This is a genomic window from Anaerobacillus alkalidiazotrophicus (assembly GCF_001866055.1).
In genome coordinates this window covers 300757-318491 of sequence record NZ_MLQS01000017.1, presented here as the reverse complement: position 1 = coordinate 318491, position 17735 = coordinate 300757, and the positions used below count along the sequence as shown (strand labels likewise).

Here is a 17735-nt window from a genome sequence, read left to right as displayed (position 1 = left end):
TGCATGTTACAAATTAAATGGATAATTCTTTTGATAATTGGTATAGATCTTGATCAAGAGTATGTTCCTTAGCTAGTGCCTCATCAATGTCATGGAAAACAAGTTCATTTTTCTCGATTCCAACCATTTTACCCGCATAACCATCTAGTAGTAATTCAACAGCTTTTGCACCAAGACGGCTAGCCAATACTCTGTCAAAAGCAGTAGGCGTACCACCACGTTGGATATGACCTAAAACAGTTACCCTTGTTTCTAAACTTGTTTCTTCTTGGATAACTCGTCCAATATCGATACCACTTCCTACACCTTCAGCCACAACAATAATGCTGTGCTTTTTACCACGAGCATGTCCTCTTTCTAAGCGTGCAACGATATCCTTCATGTCATAATTTTCTTCAGGAATTAAAATTGTTTCTGCGCCATCAGCAAGACCTGACCATAAAGCAAGATCTCCTGCATCACGCCCCATTACTTCAATGACGTATGTACGCTCGTGAGAAGTTGCAGTATCACGAATTTTGTCAATTGCCTCGATGATCGTATTTAGAGCTGTGTCGAAACCGATCGTAAAATCTGTACCAGGTATATCATTATCAATTGTACCAGGAACTCCAATACAAGGGAAGCCATGTTCAGTAAGTTTTTTTGCACCTTGGAAAGAACCATCTCCTCCGATAACAACTAAAGCTTCAATACCAAACTTATTTAATTGCTCAATACCCTTTTTCTGTCCTTCTAGGGTTTTAAATTCTTCACAACGTGCCGTGTAAAGCATTGTTCCACCACGATGGATAATATCACCTACAGACCCAATTTCAAGTTTTTCAATATTTCCTGATATAAGACCTGCATAACCATTATAAACACCATAAACTTCTAAATTGTGATAAATAGCCTTTCGAACAACTGCTCTAATTGCAGCATTCATTCCTGGGGAATCTCCACCACTTGTTAAAACTCCTATACGTTTCATTCCAATTCACCTCATAATTAAATAATAAGTAGTTTTCAATTAATTATTATACTAAAAGTATTAAAATGTTCATTTTGATTAAAACAACTTTAATACTAGTATTTTCATTACGTGTCTAAAATAACACTTCTTTTTCATAATGACAATAGACATCCATCGACAAATAAAAATGCCTTCTCTAAAAAGAGAAAGCAAATTCCTTATTTAATCGCAATGGTATCGTTTACAAGGTCCACCTCGCCGATTTTATTAAATTTTTCGTAACGTTGTTCAACGAGCTCTTTCTCGGAATATTTTACCAATTCAGAGAGCGATTTTTTGATTGCTTCTTCAATTTTATTCGCCTGTTCTTTCACGTTCCTATGAGCTCCCCCTCTAACTTCAGGGATGATTTCATCGATTACGTTCAATTCCTTTAAATCAGGTGCTGTAATTCGCATTGTTTCAGCAGCTCTTTGAGCAAGAGATGCATCTTTCCATAAAAGTGCAGCAGCTCCCTCTGGTGAAATAACAGAATATGTCGAATTTTCTAACATGTGAAGATGGTTACCTACACCTAAGGCTAACGCCCCTCCACTTCCACCTTCTCCAATAACAATACAAATAATCGGTACAGTTATNCCCGCCATTTCAAGAAGGTTTCTAGCGATGGCTTCACTTTGCCCTCTTTCTTCTGCAGCTTTACCTGGATAGGCTCCCTTTGTATCAATAAAACAAATAATTGGCCTTTTAAACTTCTCTGCTTGTTTCATAAGTCTTAAGGCTTTTCGATAGCCTTCAGGGTGCGGCATCCCAAAATTACGGCGTAGATTTTCTTTTGTATCTTTCCCTCGCTGATGACCGATGACTGTTATCGGCATCCCGTTAAATTTAGCGATTCCAGCAACAATAGCCTCATCATCACCATACAAACGATCACCATGCAATTCAATAAAATCTGTAAACATATAAGATATATAGTCCATTGTGGTTGGGCGATCACTGTGACGAGCGATTTGAACACGATCCCATGGTTTCATGTTGCCATATATTTCATTCTCAAGCTGAAGTAGTCTTTCTTCTAATTTAACAATTTCTCCTGATAAATCTATACCTTTATCTTCAGTAAATTTTTTTAACTCTTCGATTTTTGTTTTTAATTCAATAATCGGTTTTTCAAAATGTAGTTCATTGGCCATATTATCTACACCTCCTTTTACGAGTAAATATTGCGATGTATATCTAAAACAAATGTTAATGTCTGTTTCATTTCCAAACGTGAAATTACTTTATCTAATTGCCCGTGTTTTAACAAAAACTCAGCGGTTTGGAAATCTTCCGGGAGTTCTTGACGTATCGTTTGTTCAATAATTCTTCTCCCTGCAAAACCAATTAGAGCACCTGGCTCAGCGAAGTTATAATCCCCAAGTGAAGCAAAACTTGCTGATACACCACCAGTTGTCGGGTGTGTCATAACAGAAATAAATAAACCACCTTCATTACTTAGTTTTTTTAGGGCGGCACTCGTCTTTGCCATTTGCATTAGGCTTAATACTCCCTCCTGCATTCTAGCTCCACCTGAAGCAGAAAAAAGGATAAATGGCGCATGTATCTCAATGGCTTTTTCAATAGCCCTTGTAATTTTTTCTCCAACAACAGATCCCATACTCCCCATTCTAAAGCGAGCATCCATAACGGCAATAACAATTGTCATATTTGCCATTTGACCTTGTCCAGTAACAACGGCTTCATTTAGCCCCGTTTTCTCACGATCAGCCTTCGTTTTTTCTAGATAAGACGGAAATGATAACGGATCTTTGGAAACCATGTCACTATCATATTCAATAAATGTACCTTCTTCAACTAAGCTATTAATTCTATCATAAGCTGTGATACGATGGTGAAACCCACAAGAATCACAAACATATAAATTTTTCTTCAATTCTTTCGTATACATAATCGTTTTACACTTTGGACATTTAGTCATAAGTCCTTCTGGAATATCCATTTTTGCCTGCTCAGACGGAATCGTCGCATATTTTTTTTTCTTAGAAAATAAATCTCTTAACACAGTTACACCTCTCTACTGGACAAGATCACATTCAATCAAAATTTTCATAAATCATACCATAATAAATTCAATTGTTTCAAGATAAACAATTACCGCTTTTTATACATTTTTTTATTAAAAACGACTTTTTTCGAGATGATTTTCCATTGCGGAAATCGCTTTTTTTTCATCTCTATTTTTTAGTCCATCCAAAATCTGTTCATGTTCGTTTACTGAGATTTCAGCTCTCCCTTTTCTAGACAAGGATTCCCGTAAAGTTACTTTGCTATACTCTACAAGTGAAATCCAAATATTAACCATTAAACGATTTTGACAAGCTTCTACAATGGTTTTATGAAATAAATAATCTTCTTCAACAGGTAAGTCGCCTTTCCCTAAACAACTTTTTGACTGTTCAATCAATCTTTCCAGATTTGATATTTGCTCTTCATTAATTCTCTCACAAGCTAAGCGAAGAGCCTCAACTTCAACGATTTTCCTCGTCTCGGCTAGGTCACTTCTAGCTTTTTCCTCCCTTAAAAAGAAACTTGCTAGCACCTCTACCAAGCGATGTCCACCAATCGTTTTTATAAACGTTCCTTCCCCTCGTCTCGTTTCAATTAGATCCAATAATTCAAGTGATCTAAGGGCTTCTCGTACAGAAGAACGGCCCACTTGTAATCGATCTGAAAGTTCTCTTTCCGATGGGAGTTTATCCCCAGCCTTCAAGTCATCTTCTTGAATAATTCGATTAAGTTCACGTATAATCTCGATATAAACCTTGTCTTGGTGTGATGACATAATATCACCACCTTTATTCTTTATTGTAATAAGAAAGCGCAAGCACCTTAGTCACGAGCGATAGGCAACCGCTCTTTGGCTTCTTACGTGCTTCTGCGTCTTCAAGTACTGCTTCGTAGTAAGCTTCCTCGAAGCAGTGTTTTGTGCGACGAGTAATCGCAGGAGCAAAGCTGCATGAAGCTAATCAACGAAGAATTTTAAGAGGTAATTGAAGTCAGTTGCTTGACTGAAGTGACCGAGCTCGTAGGCTGCTTGCTCTAGACAGTATCTAAGTTAAAAATTTTATACTTTCTTACCTTATTAAAAAAGCGCAAGCGCGCCCTTAATCACCGCAACAAGCACCGACGCCCCCTCGAGAGACCAATACATTAAGACAGTAATGATCCACTCCTTGCAAATAATGAGGCAAGTAACCTTGAGCATATAGGCTCTATAACTAGATAGTTTCTATAATTCTTAAACTTTATTTTTCATATTATAATTAGATTGAGTTCAGAACTTGAAAAGATCCACAAAACCTTTAAGAGGAAGAAATCAAACTCTGAACTCTTATCGCAAAGGAAAACTAATAAAAATATTTTGAACCTAATTAGTCTATAATTGCAAGTTTCTTTGTTTTTGCTTCAACATCATCAGGATTAACTTTTCTTCTTGCTACACCTGTTTCCATTGCTGCTTTCGCTACTGCCTTAGCAACAGCTGGAGCGACTCGTGGATCAAATGGGGCTGGGATTACATAGTCAGCATTAAGCTCTTCTTCTGAAACTAGACTAGCGATTGCTTCTACTGCTGCAATTTTCATTTCTTCATTAATATTTGTCGCATGGACATCTAATGCACCACGAAAAATACCTGGGAAGGCTAAAACGTTGTTAATTTGATTCGGAAAATCAGAACGGCCAGTACCAATCACGCTAGCGCCTGCTGCTTTTGCATCTTCTGGCATTATTTCAGGTACAGGATTAGCCATTGCAAAAATAACCGGGTCTGCATTCATACTCAAAAGCATCTCTTTCGTAACAGCTCCTTCTACAGAAACCCCTATAAATACATCTGTACCTTTAATAACATCTTCCAATTTACCTTGGAGCTTATCTCGATTGGTTACTTTAGCTATTTGATCCTTTACTGGATTCATACCAACTGGACGCCCCTCATAAATAGCACCTTTGGTGTCGCAAAGTATAACATCCTTAACCCCCATACGTTGCATAAGTTTAACACAAGCGATCCCTGCTGAGCCTGCACCATTGGCAACAACTTTCACTTCTGAAATTGATTTTCCAGTTAATTTTAAGGCATTTAATAAGCCGGCAGCAGTTACAATCGCTGTACCATGTTGGTCGTCATGAAAGATAGGAATATTACACTCTTTCTTTAGGCGTTCTTCTATTACAAAACAATTTGGTGCCGCAATGTCTTCAAGGTTTACGCCACCAAATGTAGGTTCAAGAAGTTTAACGGTTTCTATAATTTTTTCAACATCATTAGTGGCTAAACAAATAGGAAATGCATCAACACCTGCAAAAGATTTAAATAATACAGCTTTACCTTCCATAACTGGTAAAGCAGCTTCAGGACCAATATTACCTAAACCTAATACAGCAGTTCCATCGGAAACTACAGCAACCATGTTTCCTTTCATTGTATACTCATACACATTACTTACATCATCAAATATTTCTTTACAAGGCTCTGCTACCCCAGGTGAATATGCCAAACTTAAGTCTTTGGCATTTCTTACAGGTATTTTAGATTTTGACTCTAACTTCCCTTTATTAATTCGGTGCATATGAAGTGCTTCTTCTCTTAATGTTGCCATGAACTTTCACTCTCCATAATCGTAATTTGAAACCTAATTAAAAAATTAGAAACGAATACGTTATTATGTCGCGACAAACTTTTTTACCCTTATTTAACACAAGTATAAAATTTATAAGAATGCGAAAAAAGTGGTCTGACCACGTCCCACCATATTATAACAGATCAATTTCTTCTGTCTACCCTTTATCTTTTAACTACCACATTTTCCCTTCCTAAAATTGTATATAATTCTTCTAAGCATTGTCTTGTTGCAGATACCTTATATTCATCGGACAATTGAACTGATTGTTTTTTTTCTTCATAATATAGTATAACTTTCACGTTACCTTGGTACCTTTTAATAACTTGTTTTAATTGTATTAATTTCTTTTGGCTAGCATATTCATTACTAATTTTTATATATAATACACTTTCTAACTTCTGCTTCTTTTGTAAAGTTGTAACATCTACTACTTTTTTTAGAATTAACTGTGTTCTTTCTTTTGTTATTTCTAAATTCCCTTCTAGAAAAACAAGCTGTCCTATCTTAAGAGCTGAATAAAACTCTCGATAGGTTTTCGGAAAAACAGTTACCTCAATCTCTCCACTTTCATCACTTAGCTTTAGAAAAGCCATTTGTTCACCTTTTTTTGTTTTTATCAACCTTACACTTTCAAGGAGTCCAGCAAGGCGCGGGTGACTTTCACCTTTTTTCAATGCTTCCAAAATTGAATTTCTATCATGTGAGATAAATACATCATGATATTGTTCAATCGGATGACTAGATAGATAAAATCCTAAAACTTCTTTTTCAAAATATAGCTTTTCCGTTTCTTTAAATGGTGGCACCTGAACTAGGTCAGGTTTTTTCAGTTCATCAACAAAAAGAGCAGTTTGATTTTCAGTATTTTGTTGCCGTATTTGCTCACCAAACTCTTGTGCATAATCTAATGTTGCTAATAAAGCAGCACGATGATGCCCTAACTCATCAAAGCAGCCTGCAGCGACCAATGCTTCTAGTGTTCTTCTATTTATATTCTTAGAATCATTACGAGCACAAAAATCAAATATATCTTTATACTCCCCACCTTTACTTCGTTCAAATACGATATCTTCAATAGCCCTTATTCCAACATTTTTTATTGCTGCAAGTCCAAACTGAACACTGTTATTTTTACTTATCGTAAAACCTGCATCACTCTTATTAATCGATGGTCTCTCTACTTTAATTCCTTTGTTTTTGGCATCAAGAATGTATTGGCTCATTTTTGTTTGCTGTCCAATAGTATTTGTTAAAAGCGCAGCAAAAAAAGCTGTTGGGTAATTTGCTTTTAAATAAGCTAAATAGTATGAAATAACACTATAGGCTACAGAGTGACTTCGATTGAAACCGTAATTAGCAAAACGGACAATTAAATTATAAACATCAGTTGCAACTTTTTCATTAGAGCCATTTGCTAAGCAACCACGAACAAACTTCCCTCGCTGCTCTTCTAATGTTTCAAGGTTTTTTTTACTTACGGCACGCCGTAAAATATCAGCTTCTCCTAGCGAAAAGCCTGCCATTTTTGAAGCAATTTGCATAATTTGCTCCTGATAAATTATAACTCCATACGTTTTTTCTAAAATAGGCTTTAAGTTTTTGTGCAAATATGTAACTTTTCTTCTTTTATGCTTACCATCTATATAGAGTGGGATGTTTTCCATAGGGCCAGGTCGATACAGAGCATTTACCGCAACAATATCTTCAAATTCTGTAGGTTTTAAATTCGCCAACACTCGTCTCATTCCTGGTGATTCCAATTGAAAGACTCCAGTTGTATCTCCTTTTCCTAACAGTTGAAATGTCTTATTATCATTTAGTGGGATCGTGTTGATATCAATCCTCTTACTTTCCATTTTATTTATATGGTTTAAAATCTCCTCAATAAATGACAAATTCCTTAGTCCTAAAAAATCCATTTTTAAAAGTCCTACTTCTTCTAAAATGGTCATAGGATATTGCGTTAGTAGCACGTCTGAATGACCTTTTTGTAAGGGTACTTTGTCAGTTAATCGGTCTTTACTTATGATAATACCAGCTGCATGTGTAGAAGCATGGCGTGGCAACCCTTCCACTCTCCTAGCTAAACGAAACCATTCTCTAATTTCCTCACTTTGTTGGATTTGCTTTTGTAGGACAGGAGTTTCTTTTACTGCTTCATCAATAGTTAAATTCGGCCTAGAAGGAATAAGCTTGGCAATATTATCAATTTGCTTTAATGGTAAGCCTATCACCTTTCCAACATCTCTAAGTGCAGCTTTTGCAGCTAGCGTACCAAATGTAATAATTTGGGCCACATGATTTTTTCCATACTTTTGATAAACGTAATCAATAACTTCTTCTCTTCTGGTATCAGGAAAATCTATGTCTATATCAGGCATTGTAATCCGCTCAGGATTTAAGAAACGTTCGAAAAGAAGGTCATACTTAATGGGGTCAACATTTGTAATGTTAAGAACATACGCTACTAACGACCCAGCTGCTGATCCTCTTCCTGGTCCTGTAATCATACCTTGACCTTGAGCAAATTTCATAAAGTCCCAAACAATTAGAAAGTAATCATTAAATTGCATCTGATCAATAATTTCTAGTTCATATAGTAGTCGATTTTCAACATCTTTAGTAATATCTGTATATCGTTTTTGTAACCCTTGAAAACAAAGCTCACGCAAGTAATCTCTTGGATTCTTCTCTTTTTCAAGTGGGTATTTAGGTAGTGCTTGACCGCCTAATTCTAATTCTACAGTGCAACTATCTGCTATTTTTTGAGAGTTTATAATTGCATCTGGAATATACGAAAAGAGTTCAACCATTTCATCTTTTGGCTTTAAATAATATTCTTCTGTTTGAAAAGCTCCTTCAAGTTCAGGTAATGTCGTTCCTTGGTCAATCGCTAATAAGCATTTATGTGCAAGCGCATCCTCTTTCCTAACATACATAACCTGATTAGTAGCTACAAACTTTATTTTTTCTCGCTTTGAAAGATTTACTAACTGTAAATTTAATTGTTTTTCCGTAGCTAAAAAATGGTCTTGAATGCCTATATAAAAATCCTCACCGAAATAATGCTTATATTCCTTTATTTTCTTTAAGGCCATTTCTTCAGAGTCTTGTAATGACAGTTGAATTTCTCCTTTATAAGCCGAACTAATAGCGACTAAATCTTTGGAATAATCAAATAGTTGTTTTTTTTCAATTCGCTTTAATTTGGTCGTTGAAAATACTTGAGCAATACTTGATAATTTTATTAGATTTTGATAACCAGTAAATGTTTTGGCTAAAAGTAACAATCTAGTCTCATCAGTTTGTTCTCCTTTAACACTTAATTCAAGTCCAATAATTGGCTTTAGACCGGCTTTTTTACAAGCTTTATAAAAGGGAACAACTCCGTACATTACATTTTGATCAGTTATAGCTAATGATAAAAAACCTAGTTCTGCCGCCTTCTTTACTAGTGTATTTATTTTTGCAGCAGATTTTAAAAGGCTATATTCAGTATTTATATGTAAATGAGCGAACTCCACAACTTTCCCCCCTTATATTAGTAATTTACCGCAATGTTTTTCACATACATATTTACACGATTAGGATACTGCATCTAATCACGTTGTTTTTTGAAATTAGAGATAATATTTATGCATCTCGGTTTTGGCAATTATGACCTTCACTCTACAAAGAACTTTTATAACTAACAGTAACAGAACATACGATCCTTATTTTCTTATTAACATTTTACATGAAATAAGAAACAATTTAAATCCTTAGCATAATTAATAGCTTTGTCCCATATTTATTAATACGATTATTTTATATTTGTCGGCTTTATTTTTCGTTCCTCATAGTTTAAAAATGTTACGTCGCTCCAAATGAGATAAAAGAGAAGAGAATTATTCACCGACGTACACTGGTGTTTTCTACCAATTAAAATATGTAATCAAAAAACCTTAAAATCCAGAATAAAAAGGGAGAGGCTTTCGTATGGACAAAGAATTTGTTGCGACACTAGTTATGAATTTTTTTGTAGCCTTTGGAGTTGTGATAGGTGGTGCAATTGTAGGTGGGATCGGCGCTTTCCTTATTGGTAAACCGCCTTTATCTACAATTAATGAATTAGCAGCGGGACTAAAAATCTGGGCACTAGTTGCAGCAATTGGCGGTACTTTTGACGCGATTTATAGTATTGAAAGAGGCATCTATGACGGTTCCCATATTGATATTGCCAAAACATTGTTTATGATCTTTTGTGCACTTTCTGGAGCACACTCGGGTGGAGTTATTATTCAGTGGATCACTCAGGAGGCATAATCACCGATGATGCGAATCCCACCTTATTATAAAAAAACAGGATGGCAACGCTTTTTTGCCGGTATAATTATCGGAATTCTGATAGGTTGGTTTTTTTTTATTTATGAATTCGGAGCTGTTCAAGAGAAACTTGTAACCGAAATTAAAAAACAAGAATCAACGATTAATGCACAAGTAGAAACGATTGAGATTTTAAGAAGTGATCAAGATGAACTAAATAAAGAAAATTTAAAAAAGCTTACAATCCAAGAAGTAAAGGTATATTTTATAAATGATAAAGATTTAAAGCTAAGTGAATTATCGATTCATGAATTTCGTCTACAAATTGAAAATGAATTAAAGGCTGTAAAAAACAAAAATATTGAATCAGTTGCCAATACTAAAGAACTGTTAATTCAAGCAATTGAAAACCGGGATTTTAACATTAATGAAAAGAGTTACCGAGTCACAATAAAAGGATGGTCTATTTATACAACGCTAGAATTATTTGTAGAGATTCGTTTAGCAGAATAAAGCGCCCGTTTAAAAGTAGAACAGATAAAGTCTGGATACTCAGCTTATACCGAATCAATAGAGATTGCCTTCTATAAAAAAGGGACTTGAGAAATTAGGTATTTTTGTTTTTGAAGACATTACTAGCATAGGTTTCTGGTTTTACCCCAAAAGGAAGTCATGTAGTTCTTTCTTTAATAAAAGAAGGACTGCATGACTCTTTTTTTGTATTGTTAATAACAACGACACGCTTCAATTAATTCAGCTACTACCCCTTTCGTTTGTTCCCAATTATCAACTGAAGCACCCGCAGCTAAAGGATGACCACCACCATTAAACTTTTGGGCCACTTTATTTATAATTGGTCCTTTGGAACGAAGTCTAACTCGAATTAAGTTATCTGGCTCCTCAACAAAAAACACCCACGCCTTTAATCCTTCAACATTGGCAAACGTATTAACTAACTTTGAAGCATCGTTGGCGGTTACTCCATAATGTTCGAGTAATTTGTTTGGTAAATTAATGACACCTACACCATATTCTAAAATTTGAAAATTGGTTAATATATACCCTTCAAGTCGAGCATCTTGTAAGGATTTCACATCCATTTTTTCATACAATTCAATCGGTGAAAACTGATATTTAATTAGCTCACTTACGTAGCGAAAAGTCTTTTCTGTTGTATTAGGGTAACGAAATCGTCCCGTATCTCCAACAATACCAGCGTATAAGCACCTTGCAGCTTCATCTGTCAATTGCATCCCTTTTAAATCTTTCCAAGTTTCATAAAGTTCATAAATCATTTCACAAACAGAACTTGCTCTAGAGTCTACCCAAATGATATCACCATAAGGGTCTTCATTTGGATGATGGTCAATTTTAATGATTTTATCACCATTTGTATATCTTTCATCGCTAATTCGTTCTACATTAGCAGTATCACAAATAATAATTAACGCATCTTGAAATGTTTCGTCAGAAATCTCGTCCATTTTAGAGATAAATCGAAGTGACTTTTCTTCTTCACCGACCATATAAACTTGTTTTTGTGGATAGTGATTTTTTAACATGAGAGCTAAACCTGCTTGTGATCCTAATGCATCCGGGTCAGGACGAACGTGACGATGTAAAATAATTTTGTCATAACTTTCAACAGCTTCAATAATTCTTTCTTTCATTCAACTTCTCCTTTTTAAATCAATCATAGAGTTGTGTGTTATTATCTTTTAGGATCTCTCTTAACGAAACCAACATACTCTTTATCGATCGATAATTTGCGCCATTAGTAAAGCTTTACCTACAATAGTTCCCTCATGAAAAATTTCTACATCAACCTTCCCAAACTTACGGCCAATTTCTAATATCCTTGGAACGATATCGATCAAACTTTCAATTTGAACTGGCTTAATAAAATATAATGTTATATTTTCTACTACCAGATCTCCCTTTTTTTGAGTACGTAATGCTCGACTTCCTGCTTCCGTTACAATTGTTGTAAATACCCCGTAAGAAATTGTCCCGAGTTGATTCGTCATCTGCGGCGTTACCTCACAGCGATAACAAATTTTATTATTAGTTGAAGCATCTTGAAAACCACTTGTAACCAAATCCTCTATGGTCTCACCTACATGAGGTTGTCGCTGATTCATTTGTAGAGCCTTTAATACATCCTGTCTACTGATAACTCCAATTAACTTTTTATAATTATCGACAACAGGAAGTTGTTCAATCCCCTCCCATACCATGAGATGAGCCGCTGATGCCACTGATGTTTGCCCAATTACAGAAATTGGACTTTTCGTCATGACTTTATCTATTTCTAAAGTTTTATCTACACCCATAATATCCTTAGAAGTAACCATACCTTGTATTCTCATGTTTTCGTCAACAACAGGGTAACGACTATGACTAGTTTCATGATTTAAATAAAACCATTTTTCAACCAGGTCTGTTGTCTTCAAGAAATAAGTGTCTTCTAATTTAATGTAAATATCATCGACTAAAATAATTTCTTTTTTTATTAATTGGTCGTATATTGCTCTATTAATCATCGTTGCAACTGTAAACGTATCGTAAGTTGTGGAAATGATTGGTAATGCTATTTCGTCAGCTAACTTTTTTACTTCATCAGAAGTATCAAAGCCACCCGTAATAAGTACTGCTGCTCCTTCTTGAAGAGCAAGTTTGTGTACTTCATTTCTATTACCTACTATTAGCAAGTTCCCAGCCTCTACATAACGCATCATTGCTTCCGCTTTCATAGCACCAATAACAAACTTACTTAACGTTTTATATAAACCGTCTCTTCCACCTAGTACTTGTCCATCAACAATATTAACAACTTCAGCAAAGGTTAGTTTTTCAAAATTATCTTTTTGTTTCTTCTCTATTCGGATTGTACCAACACGTTCAATTGTACTTACTAATCCTTGGTTTTCAGCATCTTTAATTGCTCGATAAGCTGTCCCTTCACTTACTGACAACGCTTTTGCAATTTGTCTTACAGATATTTTATTACCAATGTCTAGTGATTGGATATATTGCAAAATTTGTTCATGCTTTGTCATCAAGCTCCTCCTCTTCTAGCCTGTATTCATGAAATAATGGGCCTGTACTGATACAAGTATAGCGATCAGAGAGCTTGACATCAAGGCAATTATCCATATTGTCGTACTTTTTGTTTCTTTTGTATACTTATATTTCTTCTTGTTGTTTTCATTCGTTTCATTTTATCACTATATAACAGAGCAATAAGGTTTCCACTAATTGCCATAAGCGCAAACAGTAACCAAGTAGCTGAAAAAATAGTAGTCTTCAAATCGGCTTGAAAATTCAAGTATGGTACACCGTAAAATACAATAGCGATTCCTAGTATAAAACATAAAAACAAACGATTTCTTCTCATAAACTCACCCTCCTTATAGGTTGTCTTACTTGCATTATATGCAGAAAGATAATAACAATGATTAGTTTCATCTTAATTTTCCGTAAAAATAGACTAAACCAAAATGGTTTAGTCTACTTCATACTATTCACTTCTACAAATCCATCGTTTCTCCAGAGGTTAAAACCCTACCCTCAACCCCAGGTGCTAACAATGCAATAAACGCCTTTGGATCTTGTTCGATTACCGGGAATGTATTGTAATGAATTGGAATTACAATTTTTGCTCTTAACCATGTAGCCGCAATAGCTGCATCCTCTGGTCCCATTGTAAAATTATCACCAATTGGTAAAAAAGCAACATCAATATTATTACGTTCGCCAATAAGCTTCATGTCTGAAAACAGAGCCGTATCGCCTGCATGAAAAATGGTTTTTCCTTCTGCGGAAAGTAATATTCCTGCAGGCATTCCTGTATAAACAATCTTTTTATTTTCTTCTTCTACGTAAGCAGAACCGTGAAAAGATTGAGTAAACTTCACTTTACCAAAATTAAATTGGTGTGAACCACCTAAGTGCATTGGATGAACCGTTACTCCTTGCCACCCTAAATACGTAGCCAGTTCAAATGGTGCAACAACAGTGGCTTGATTTTTCTTTGCTAGTTCAACTGTATCGCCTACATGGTCGTTATGACCATGAGTAAGTAAAATAACATCTACTTTTAGGTCATTAAAGTCGAGGTTAGTTTGGCTATTACCTTTAATAAATGGGTCAATGATAATCTTCTTACCATTCGTTTCAATACAAACGACCGAATGGCCATGATATGTTAATTTCATAATTTATCACTCCTAAACTTTATATTTACTTTATTTACAAACCTACTACGCTTTTAAACGTCATAATCCTTCTATTTTTTTATAACGAAGGTTAAACTTTAATATAAAAAGTGAAGCATAAAATTAACAAACACTCTAGAAAATGGTACAGTTTTAAATATGCTTACCTTATCAAATTAAAATAGGAAGTGAGTAAAATGAACATACGTATAAAAAAATTAATGAATTGGCTTGCTGAAAACGACTACGACTTTGCTTTTGTCCAAACAAAAGCAAATGTATTTTATTTATCTGGCTTTTTTTCTGAACCTCACGAACGTTTAATTGGTTTATTTATATTCCCAAATGATGAACCAGTTCTAATATGTCCAAATATGGAAAGAAATCCAGCAAAATCGGCTGGATGGGAATATGAGATTATTAGCTACAGTGATACTGATAATCCTTGGGACTTAATTCACCAACTATTAAAAAGGCAAAATAAATTAGGACATGCAATCGCTATCGAAAAAGAACAAATCTCCTTCTCTCGAGCAAACAATTTTTCACATATGTTTCCTGACACTAAATTTCATTCTATTGAAGATAAGTTAAATTCATTACGTCTAATAAAAGATGAAAAAGAGCTAACTGTTTTAAAACAAGCTGCTGAACTTGCAGATTTTGGTGTTGAGGTTGGCGTCAACACCATTAAAGAAGGTAAAACAGAAATGGAAATTTTAGCTTTAATTGAATATGAATTAAAACGCAAAGGTGTCCGGGAAATGTCCTTCTCGACAATGGTCCTAACAGGAGCTAATACAGCAGATCCTCACGGCAACCCTGGCCAAACTAAAATAAAAAGAGGGGATTTTGTTTTGTTCGATCTTGGAGTAGTTTTAGATGGATATTGCTCTGATATTACACGTACAGTAATTTATCAAGAGGTTAGCGAGAAACAAAGACATATTTACGAAACGGTTTTAGAAGCACAAAATGCGGCTTTATCGTTATGTAAGGTTGGATCAAAAATAGAAGATATCGATACAGTAGCAAGAGATTATATAGAAAAAGCTGGTTACGGAGAATATTTTCCACATCGTATTGGACATGGTCTAGGAATTGAAGTACATGAATTTCCTTCAATGAACAAAAATAACCAGGATTTATTAAAAGAAGGGTTTGTTTTTACTGTTGAACCAGGTATTTATGTACCTAGTATAGGAGGCGTTCGTATAGAAGACGATATTGTCATTACAAAAGACGGTTTCCGCAGTTTAACCAGCTTTCCAAAAGAGCTACTGGTAGTAAAGTAACCACCTAAAATTAGTAAGTTAAGCTAGAAACAGTGAGTTTTTTCATCCTCACTGTTTCTAGCTTTAACATATCACAAAACTTAAGGGGATTATTCTTTCAACCTAAAGTTATATCTACTCATTTTTAATCCATACCCATGTATATAATTTATTTTCTCCATCCATCCACCGGATATCGAGGCGTTCTAACTTTGGGAATCTCTCCTGTTTCAGTATCTTAACCATGTCTTCAATTTTAGCACTTTTGGATAGATTCAAAGTTTTGATAATTGAATGCATTTCTTCTTTTGCAACTTTAGTTTTTATTACACGCTCACCTTTTTCATATTCATACTTACCTGGACTAGTATATTCCCACTCATGTTCTATACCATTCTCAACGATTGAAATCTTTAAGTATAAACTTTCCATCAAATTAAGAGCCAATCCTTGTGATGGGATTAAAACAAAGCTACTACTAATTATCAAAGATATTAAAAATAACTTTTTCAACATTATTATCACCTCATCACTACTATTAGTAAATAATGGGTAAATTATACAAGTGCTACTTGTATTACGGTCACACAATTTAAATAAATTAAATTAATATGTCGCACTTCTTCAACTTTCATTACTAACGATAGCGATGCAAAACATCTACTCCACCAGTCACTTCAATAACTGCACCAGTTATCATATCAGAATTTTCTTCACAAAGAAACGATATCATCCGCCCAATATCTTCTCCTGTCCCTGATCTTCCAATTGGGGTATCCTGATCGAAATGGTTCCGTGAGTGTGCAATAGAGGCCTCTTTCATCTTACCGACAATATTCCCAGGACAAACCATATTAGCAGTTATGCCATTTTCTGCTTCTTCAATCGCAATAGTTTTTGTTAGCGAAACAAGCCCTACTTTAGCAGCTGCAAACGCTGAACGATAAATCCAGCCTGGAGTACTTTCTGCACCTTGGAAACCACAAGTAATAATACGCCCAAATTTTTCCTTTTTCATCATAGGTATAACTTGTCTTATTAAATGAAATACACTACTTAAATTACCTTCCAACATTTCATACCACTCAGAGTCACTATAGTCCACTAACTTTTTTCTTTGAAAAACATACGGACCAGCATTATTTATTAAAATATGTATGGCACCAAAGGAGTTCACTGCAGCTTCAACAAGATGTACTAAATCTTCCTTTTTAGTTACATCTGCTTGAAAAAATTGAAAAAAACCCTCATATTTTTTCCATTCCTTTGAAAGCTGCTTAACAGCTTCTTGGTCGCTTCTATAACTAATCGTAACCATATGCCCCTTTTCTAACATCTGTTCAGAAATTTTTTTCCCTAAACCTTTTGTTCCAGCTGTGATTAAAACATGACGCATAGAAAAACTCCTCCCCATATTTTTATTTATTTAAAAACTAAAACAAGTTATTCTCAATTGTTCTTAGCACTATTATAGAAGTATGTAAATTATATGTAAAAAAGAATGTCTTATTTAGAACAATAATACTCACCTTGGCACTTTATACCAAGGTGAGTATTATTAATAAAATTATTTATTATCAGTATTGTTATAAGTATCATTTCTCTTTTTTGTTTCTGTTGTTCCTTCGTAATAGGAATCTAACAGTTGTTGCCTAATAATCGCTTCTCCCTCTTCATCAAAAATTATATTTTTAATTTCTTGCTCTTTCAATAATACCACCTCCCTTTTCCTCTTAAATATTATTCAACAAACTTTCTCAATTTATGACACGACCTTTAATTTAACAATCTGATATTCCATGTTATACTTAGTACGAAAAGGCTTTCATTATCTTATAAAAAGGGGTGGAATCCATGGAGAAGAGTTATTCAAGAATTCTCGTAGCAGTAGATGGTTCAGAAGAAGCAAAAAAAGCTTTGCTTAAGGCAATTGATGTTGCAAAAAAAGAGCAAGCTAAAATTTTTATTGCTCACGTTGTAGACACAAGGACTTTTGCAACCGTTGAACAATATGATCGAACTGTTGTTTCTAGAGCTGAAGAATACGCTAAGGACATGCTTTCAGCTTATAAAGCTGAAGTTGTAAAGGCCGGAATAGATGTAGAGTGTATTTTAGACTTTGGTTCACCAAAAGTAAAAATTTCCAAACATATATCACAAAGGTATAATGTTGATTTAATTATTACAGGTGCCACAGGATTAAATACCGTTGAAAGACTTCTGATCGGAAGCGTTTCAGAATATATTGCGAGAAGCGCTAAATGTGACGTCCTTATAGTTCGTAATTAGA

The 17735-nt window shown here is 34.7% G+C and carries 17 protein-coding genes; 4 read left to right on the top strand and 13 right to left on the bottom strand.

Annotated elements, in window-relative coordinates; genetic code table 11:
• Nucleotides 1-13: 13 nt before the first annotated feature.
• The 6 genes from pfkA to dnaE all read right to left on the bottom strand — a co-directional run bounded on the left by pfkA (nucleotide 14) and on the right by dnaE (nucleotide 9173).
• The gene (gene pfkA, locus BKP45_RS11820; protein ID WP_071389881.1) at nucleotides 14-973 is read right to left on the bottom strand and encodes a 6-phosphofructokinase; all 960 of its coding nucleotides are present in this window, start codon (nucleotides 971-973) and stop codon (nucleotides 14-16) included.
• A gap of 200 nt (nucleotides 974-1173) precedes the next feature.
• Nucleotides 1174-2151, bottom strand: coding sequence for an acetyl-CoA carboxylase carboxyl transferase subunit alpha (gene accA, locus BKP45_RS11815; RefSeq protein WP_071389880.1), 978 nt, complete (start codon nucleotides 2149-2151; stop codon nucleotides 1174-1176).
• Between the two features lie 17 nt (nucleotides 2152-2168).
• Complete coding sequence (accD, locus tag BKP45_RS11810) at nucleotides 2169-3023, bottom strand: acetyl-CoA carboxylase, carboxyltransferase subunit beta (protein ID WP_071389879.1); 855 nt, start codon at nucleotides 3021-3023, stop codon at nucleotides 2169-2171.
• A gap of 114 nt (nucleotides 3024-3137) precedes the next feature.
• Complete coding sequence (locus BKP45_RS11805) at nucleotides 3138-3803, bottom strand: FadR/GntR family transcriptional regulator (RefSeq protein WP_084787866.1); 666 nt, start codon at nucleotides 3801-3803, stop codon at nucleotides 3138-3140.
• Nucleotides 3804-4392: 589 nt separating this feature from the next.
• The gene (locus BKP45_RS11800) at nucleotides 4393-5625 is read right to left on the bottom strand and encodes an NAD(P)-dependent malic enzyme (RefSeq protein ID WP_071389878.1); all 1233 of its coding nucleotides are present in this window, start codon (nucleotides 5623-5625) and stop codon (nucleotides 4393-4395) included.
• 185 nt (nucleotides 5626-5810) lie between these two features.
• Nucleotides 5811-9173 carry a DNA polymerase III subunit alpha gene (gene dnaE / locus BKP45_RS11795; RefSeq protein ID WP_071389877.1) on the bottom strand — a complete coding sequence of 1121 codons (3363 nt, stop codon included), beginning with the start codon at nucleotides 9171-9173 and terminating at the stop codon, nucleotides 5811-5813.
• A gap of 454 nt (nucleotides 9174-9627) precedes the next feature.
• Between dnaE and BKP45_RS11790 the strand changes: the two genes are divergently transcribed.
• Both BKP45_RS11790 and ytrI read left to right on the top strand, forming a co-directional pair.
• The gene (locus BKP45_RS11790; protein WP_071389876.1) at nucleotides 9628-9954 is read left to right on the top strand and encodes a YtrH family sporulation protein; all 327 of its coding nucleotides are present in this window, start codon (nucleotides 9628-9630) and stop codon (nucleotides 9952-9954) included.
• A 6-nt stretch (nucleotides 9955-9960) separates the two neighbouring features.
• Nucleotides 9961-10467 (top strand): sporulation membrane protein YtrI, encoded by a 507-nt coding sequence (ytrI, locus tag BKP45_RS11785; RefSeq protein ID WP_139193817.1) that lies wholly within the window; start codon nucleotides 9961-9963, stop codon nucleotides 10465-10467.
• 212 nt (nucleotides 10468-10679) lie between these two features.
• Here the strand turns inward: ytrI and BKP45_RS11780 are convergent, their stop codons facing one another.
• The 4 genes from BKP45_RS11780 to BKP45_RS11765 all read right to left on the bottom strand — a co-directional run bounded on the left by BKP45_RS11780 (nucleotide 10680) and on the right by BKP45_RS11765 (nucleotide 14171).
• The gene (locus tag BKP45_RS11780) at nucleotides 10680-11624 is read right to left on the bottom strand and encodes a DHH family phosphoesterase (protein ID WP_071389875.1); all 945 of its coding nucleotides are present in this window, start codon (nucleotides 11622-11624) and stop codon (nucleotides 10680-10682) included.
• An 81-nt stretch (nucleotides 11625-11705) separates the two neighbouring features.
• A complete protein-coding gene (locus BKP45_RS11775; protein WP_071389874.1) occupies nucleotides 11706-13013 on the bottom strand; it encodes a CBS domain-containing protein in 1308 nt (435 codons plus the stop codon).
• A gap of 89 nt (nucleotides 13014-13102) precedes the next feature.
• Nucleotides 13103-13351 carry a hypothetical protein gene (locus tag BKP45_RS11770; protein ID WP_071389873.1) on the bottom strand — a complete coding sequence of 83 codons (249 nt, stop codon included), beginning with the start codon at nucleotides 13349-13351 and terminating at the stop codon, nucleotides 13103-13105.
• A 133-nt stretch (nucleotides 13352-13484) separates the two neighbouring features.
• A complete protein-coding gene (locus tag BKP45_RS11765) occupies nucleotides 13485-14171 on the bottom strand; it encodes a metal-dependent hydrolase (protein WP_071389872.1) in 687 nt (228 codons plus the stop codon).
• Between the two features lie 197 nt (nucleotides 14172-14368).
• Between BKP45_RS11765 and BKP45_RS11760 the strand changes: the two genes are divergently transcribed.
• Entirely contained in the window at nucleotides 14369-15466 is a 1098-nt protein-coding gene (locus BKP45_RS11760) for a M24 family metallopeptidase (protein WP_071389871.1), read from the top strand.
• Between the two features lie 114 nt (nucleotides 15467-15580).
• On the opposite strand, the gene BKP45_RS11755 is transcribed toward BKP45_RS11760, so the two are convergent.
• From BKP45_RS11755 to BKP45_RS22540, 3 genes are all read right to left on the bottom strand, one after another.
• A complete protein-coding gene (locus BKP45_RS11755; RefSeq protein ID WP_071389870.1) occupies nucleotides 15581-15961 on the bottom strand; it encodes a hypothetical protein in 381 nt (126 codons plus the stop codon).
• Nucleotides 15962-16082: 121 nt separating this feature from the next.
• Nucleotides 16083-16841 (bottom strand): SDR family oxidoreductase, encoded by a 759-nt coding sequence (locus BKP45_RS11750; RefSeq protein ID WP_071389869.1) that lies wholly within the window; start codon nucleotides 16839-16841, stop codon nucleotides 16083-16085.
• A gap of 171 nt (nucleotides 16842-17012) precedes the next feature.
• Nucleotides 17013-17156 (bottom strand): hypothetical protein, encoded by a 144-nt coding sequence (locus BKP45_RS22540; protein ID WP_169824101.1) that lies wholly within the window; start codon nucleotides 17154-17156, stop codon nucleotides 17013-17015.
• A 143-nt stretch (nucleotides 17157-17299) separates the two neighbouring features.
• On the opposite strand from BKP45_RS22540, the gene BKP45_RS11745 reads away from it, so the two are divergent.
• Nucleotides 17300-17734, top strand: a complete 435-nt coding sequence (locus BKP45_RS11745) for a universal stress protein (RefSeq protein WP_071389868.1) — start codon at nucleotides 17300-17302, stop codon at nucleotides 17732-17734.
• The last annotated feature ends 1 nt before the right edge of the window (nucleotide 17735 follow it).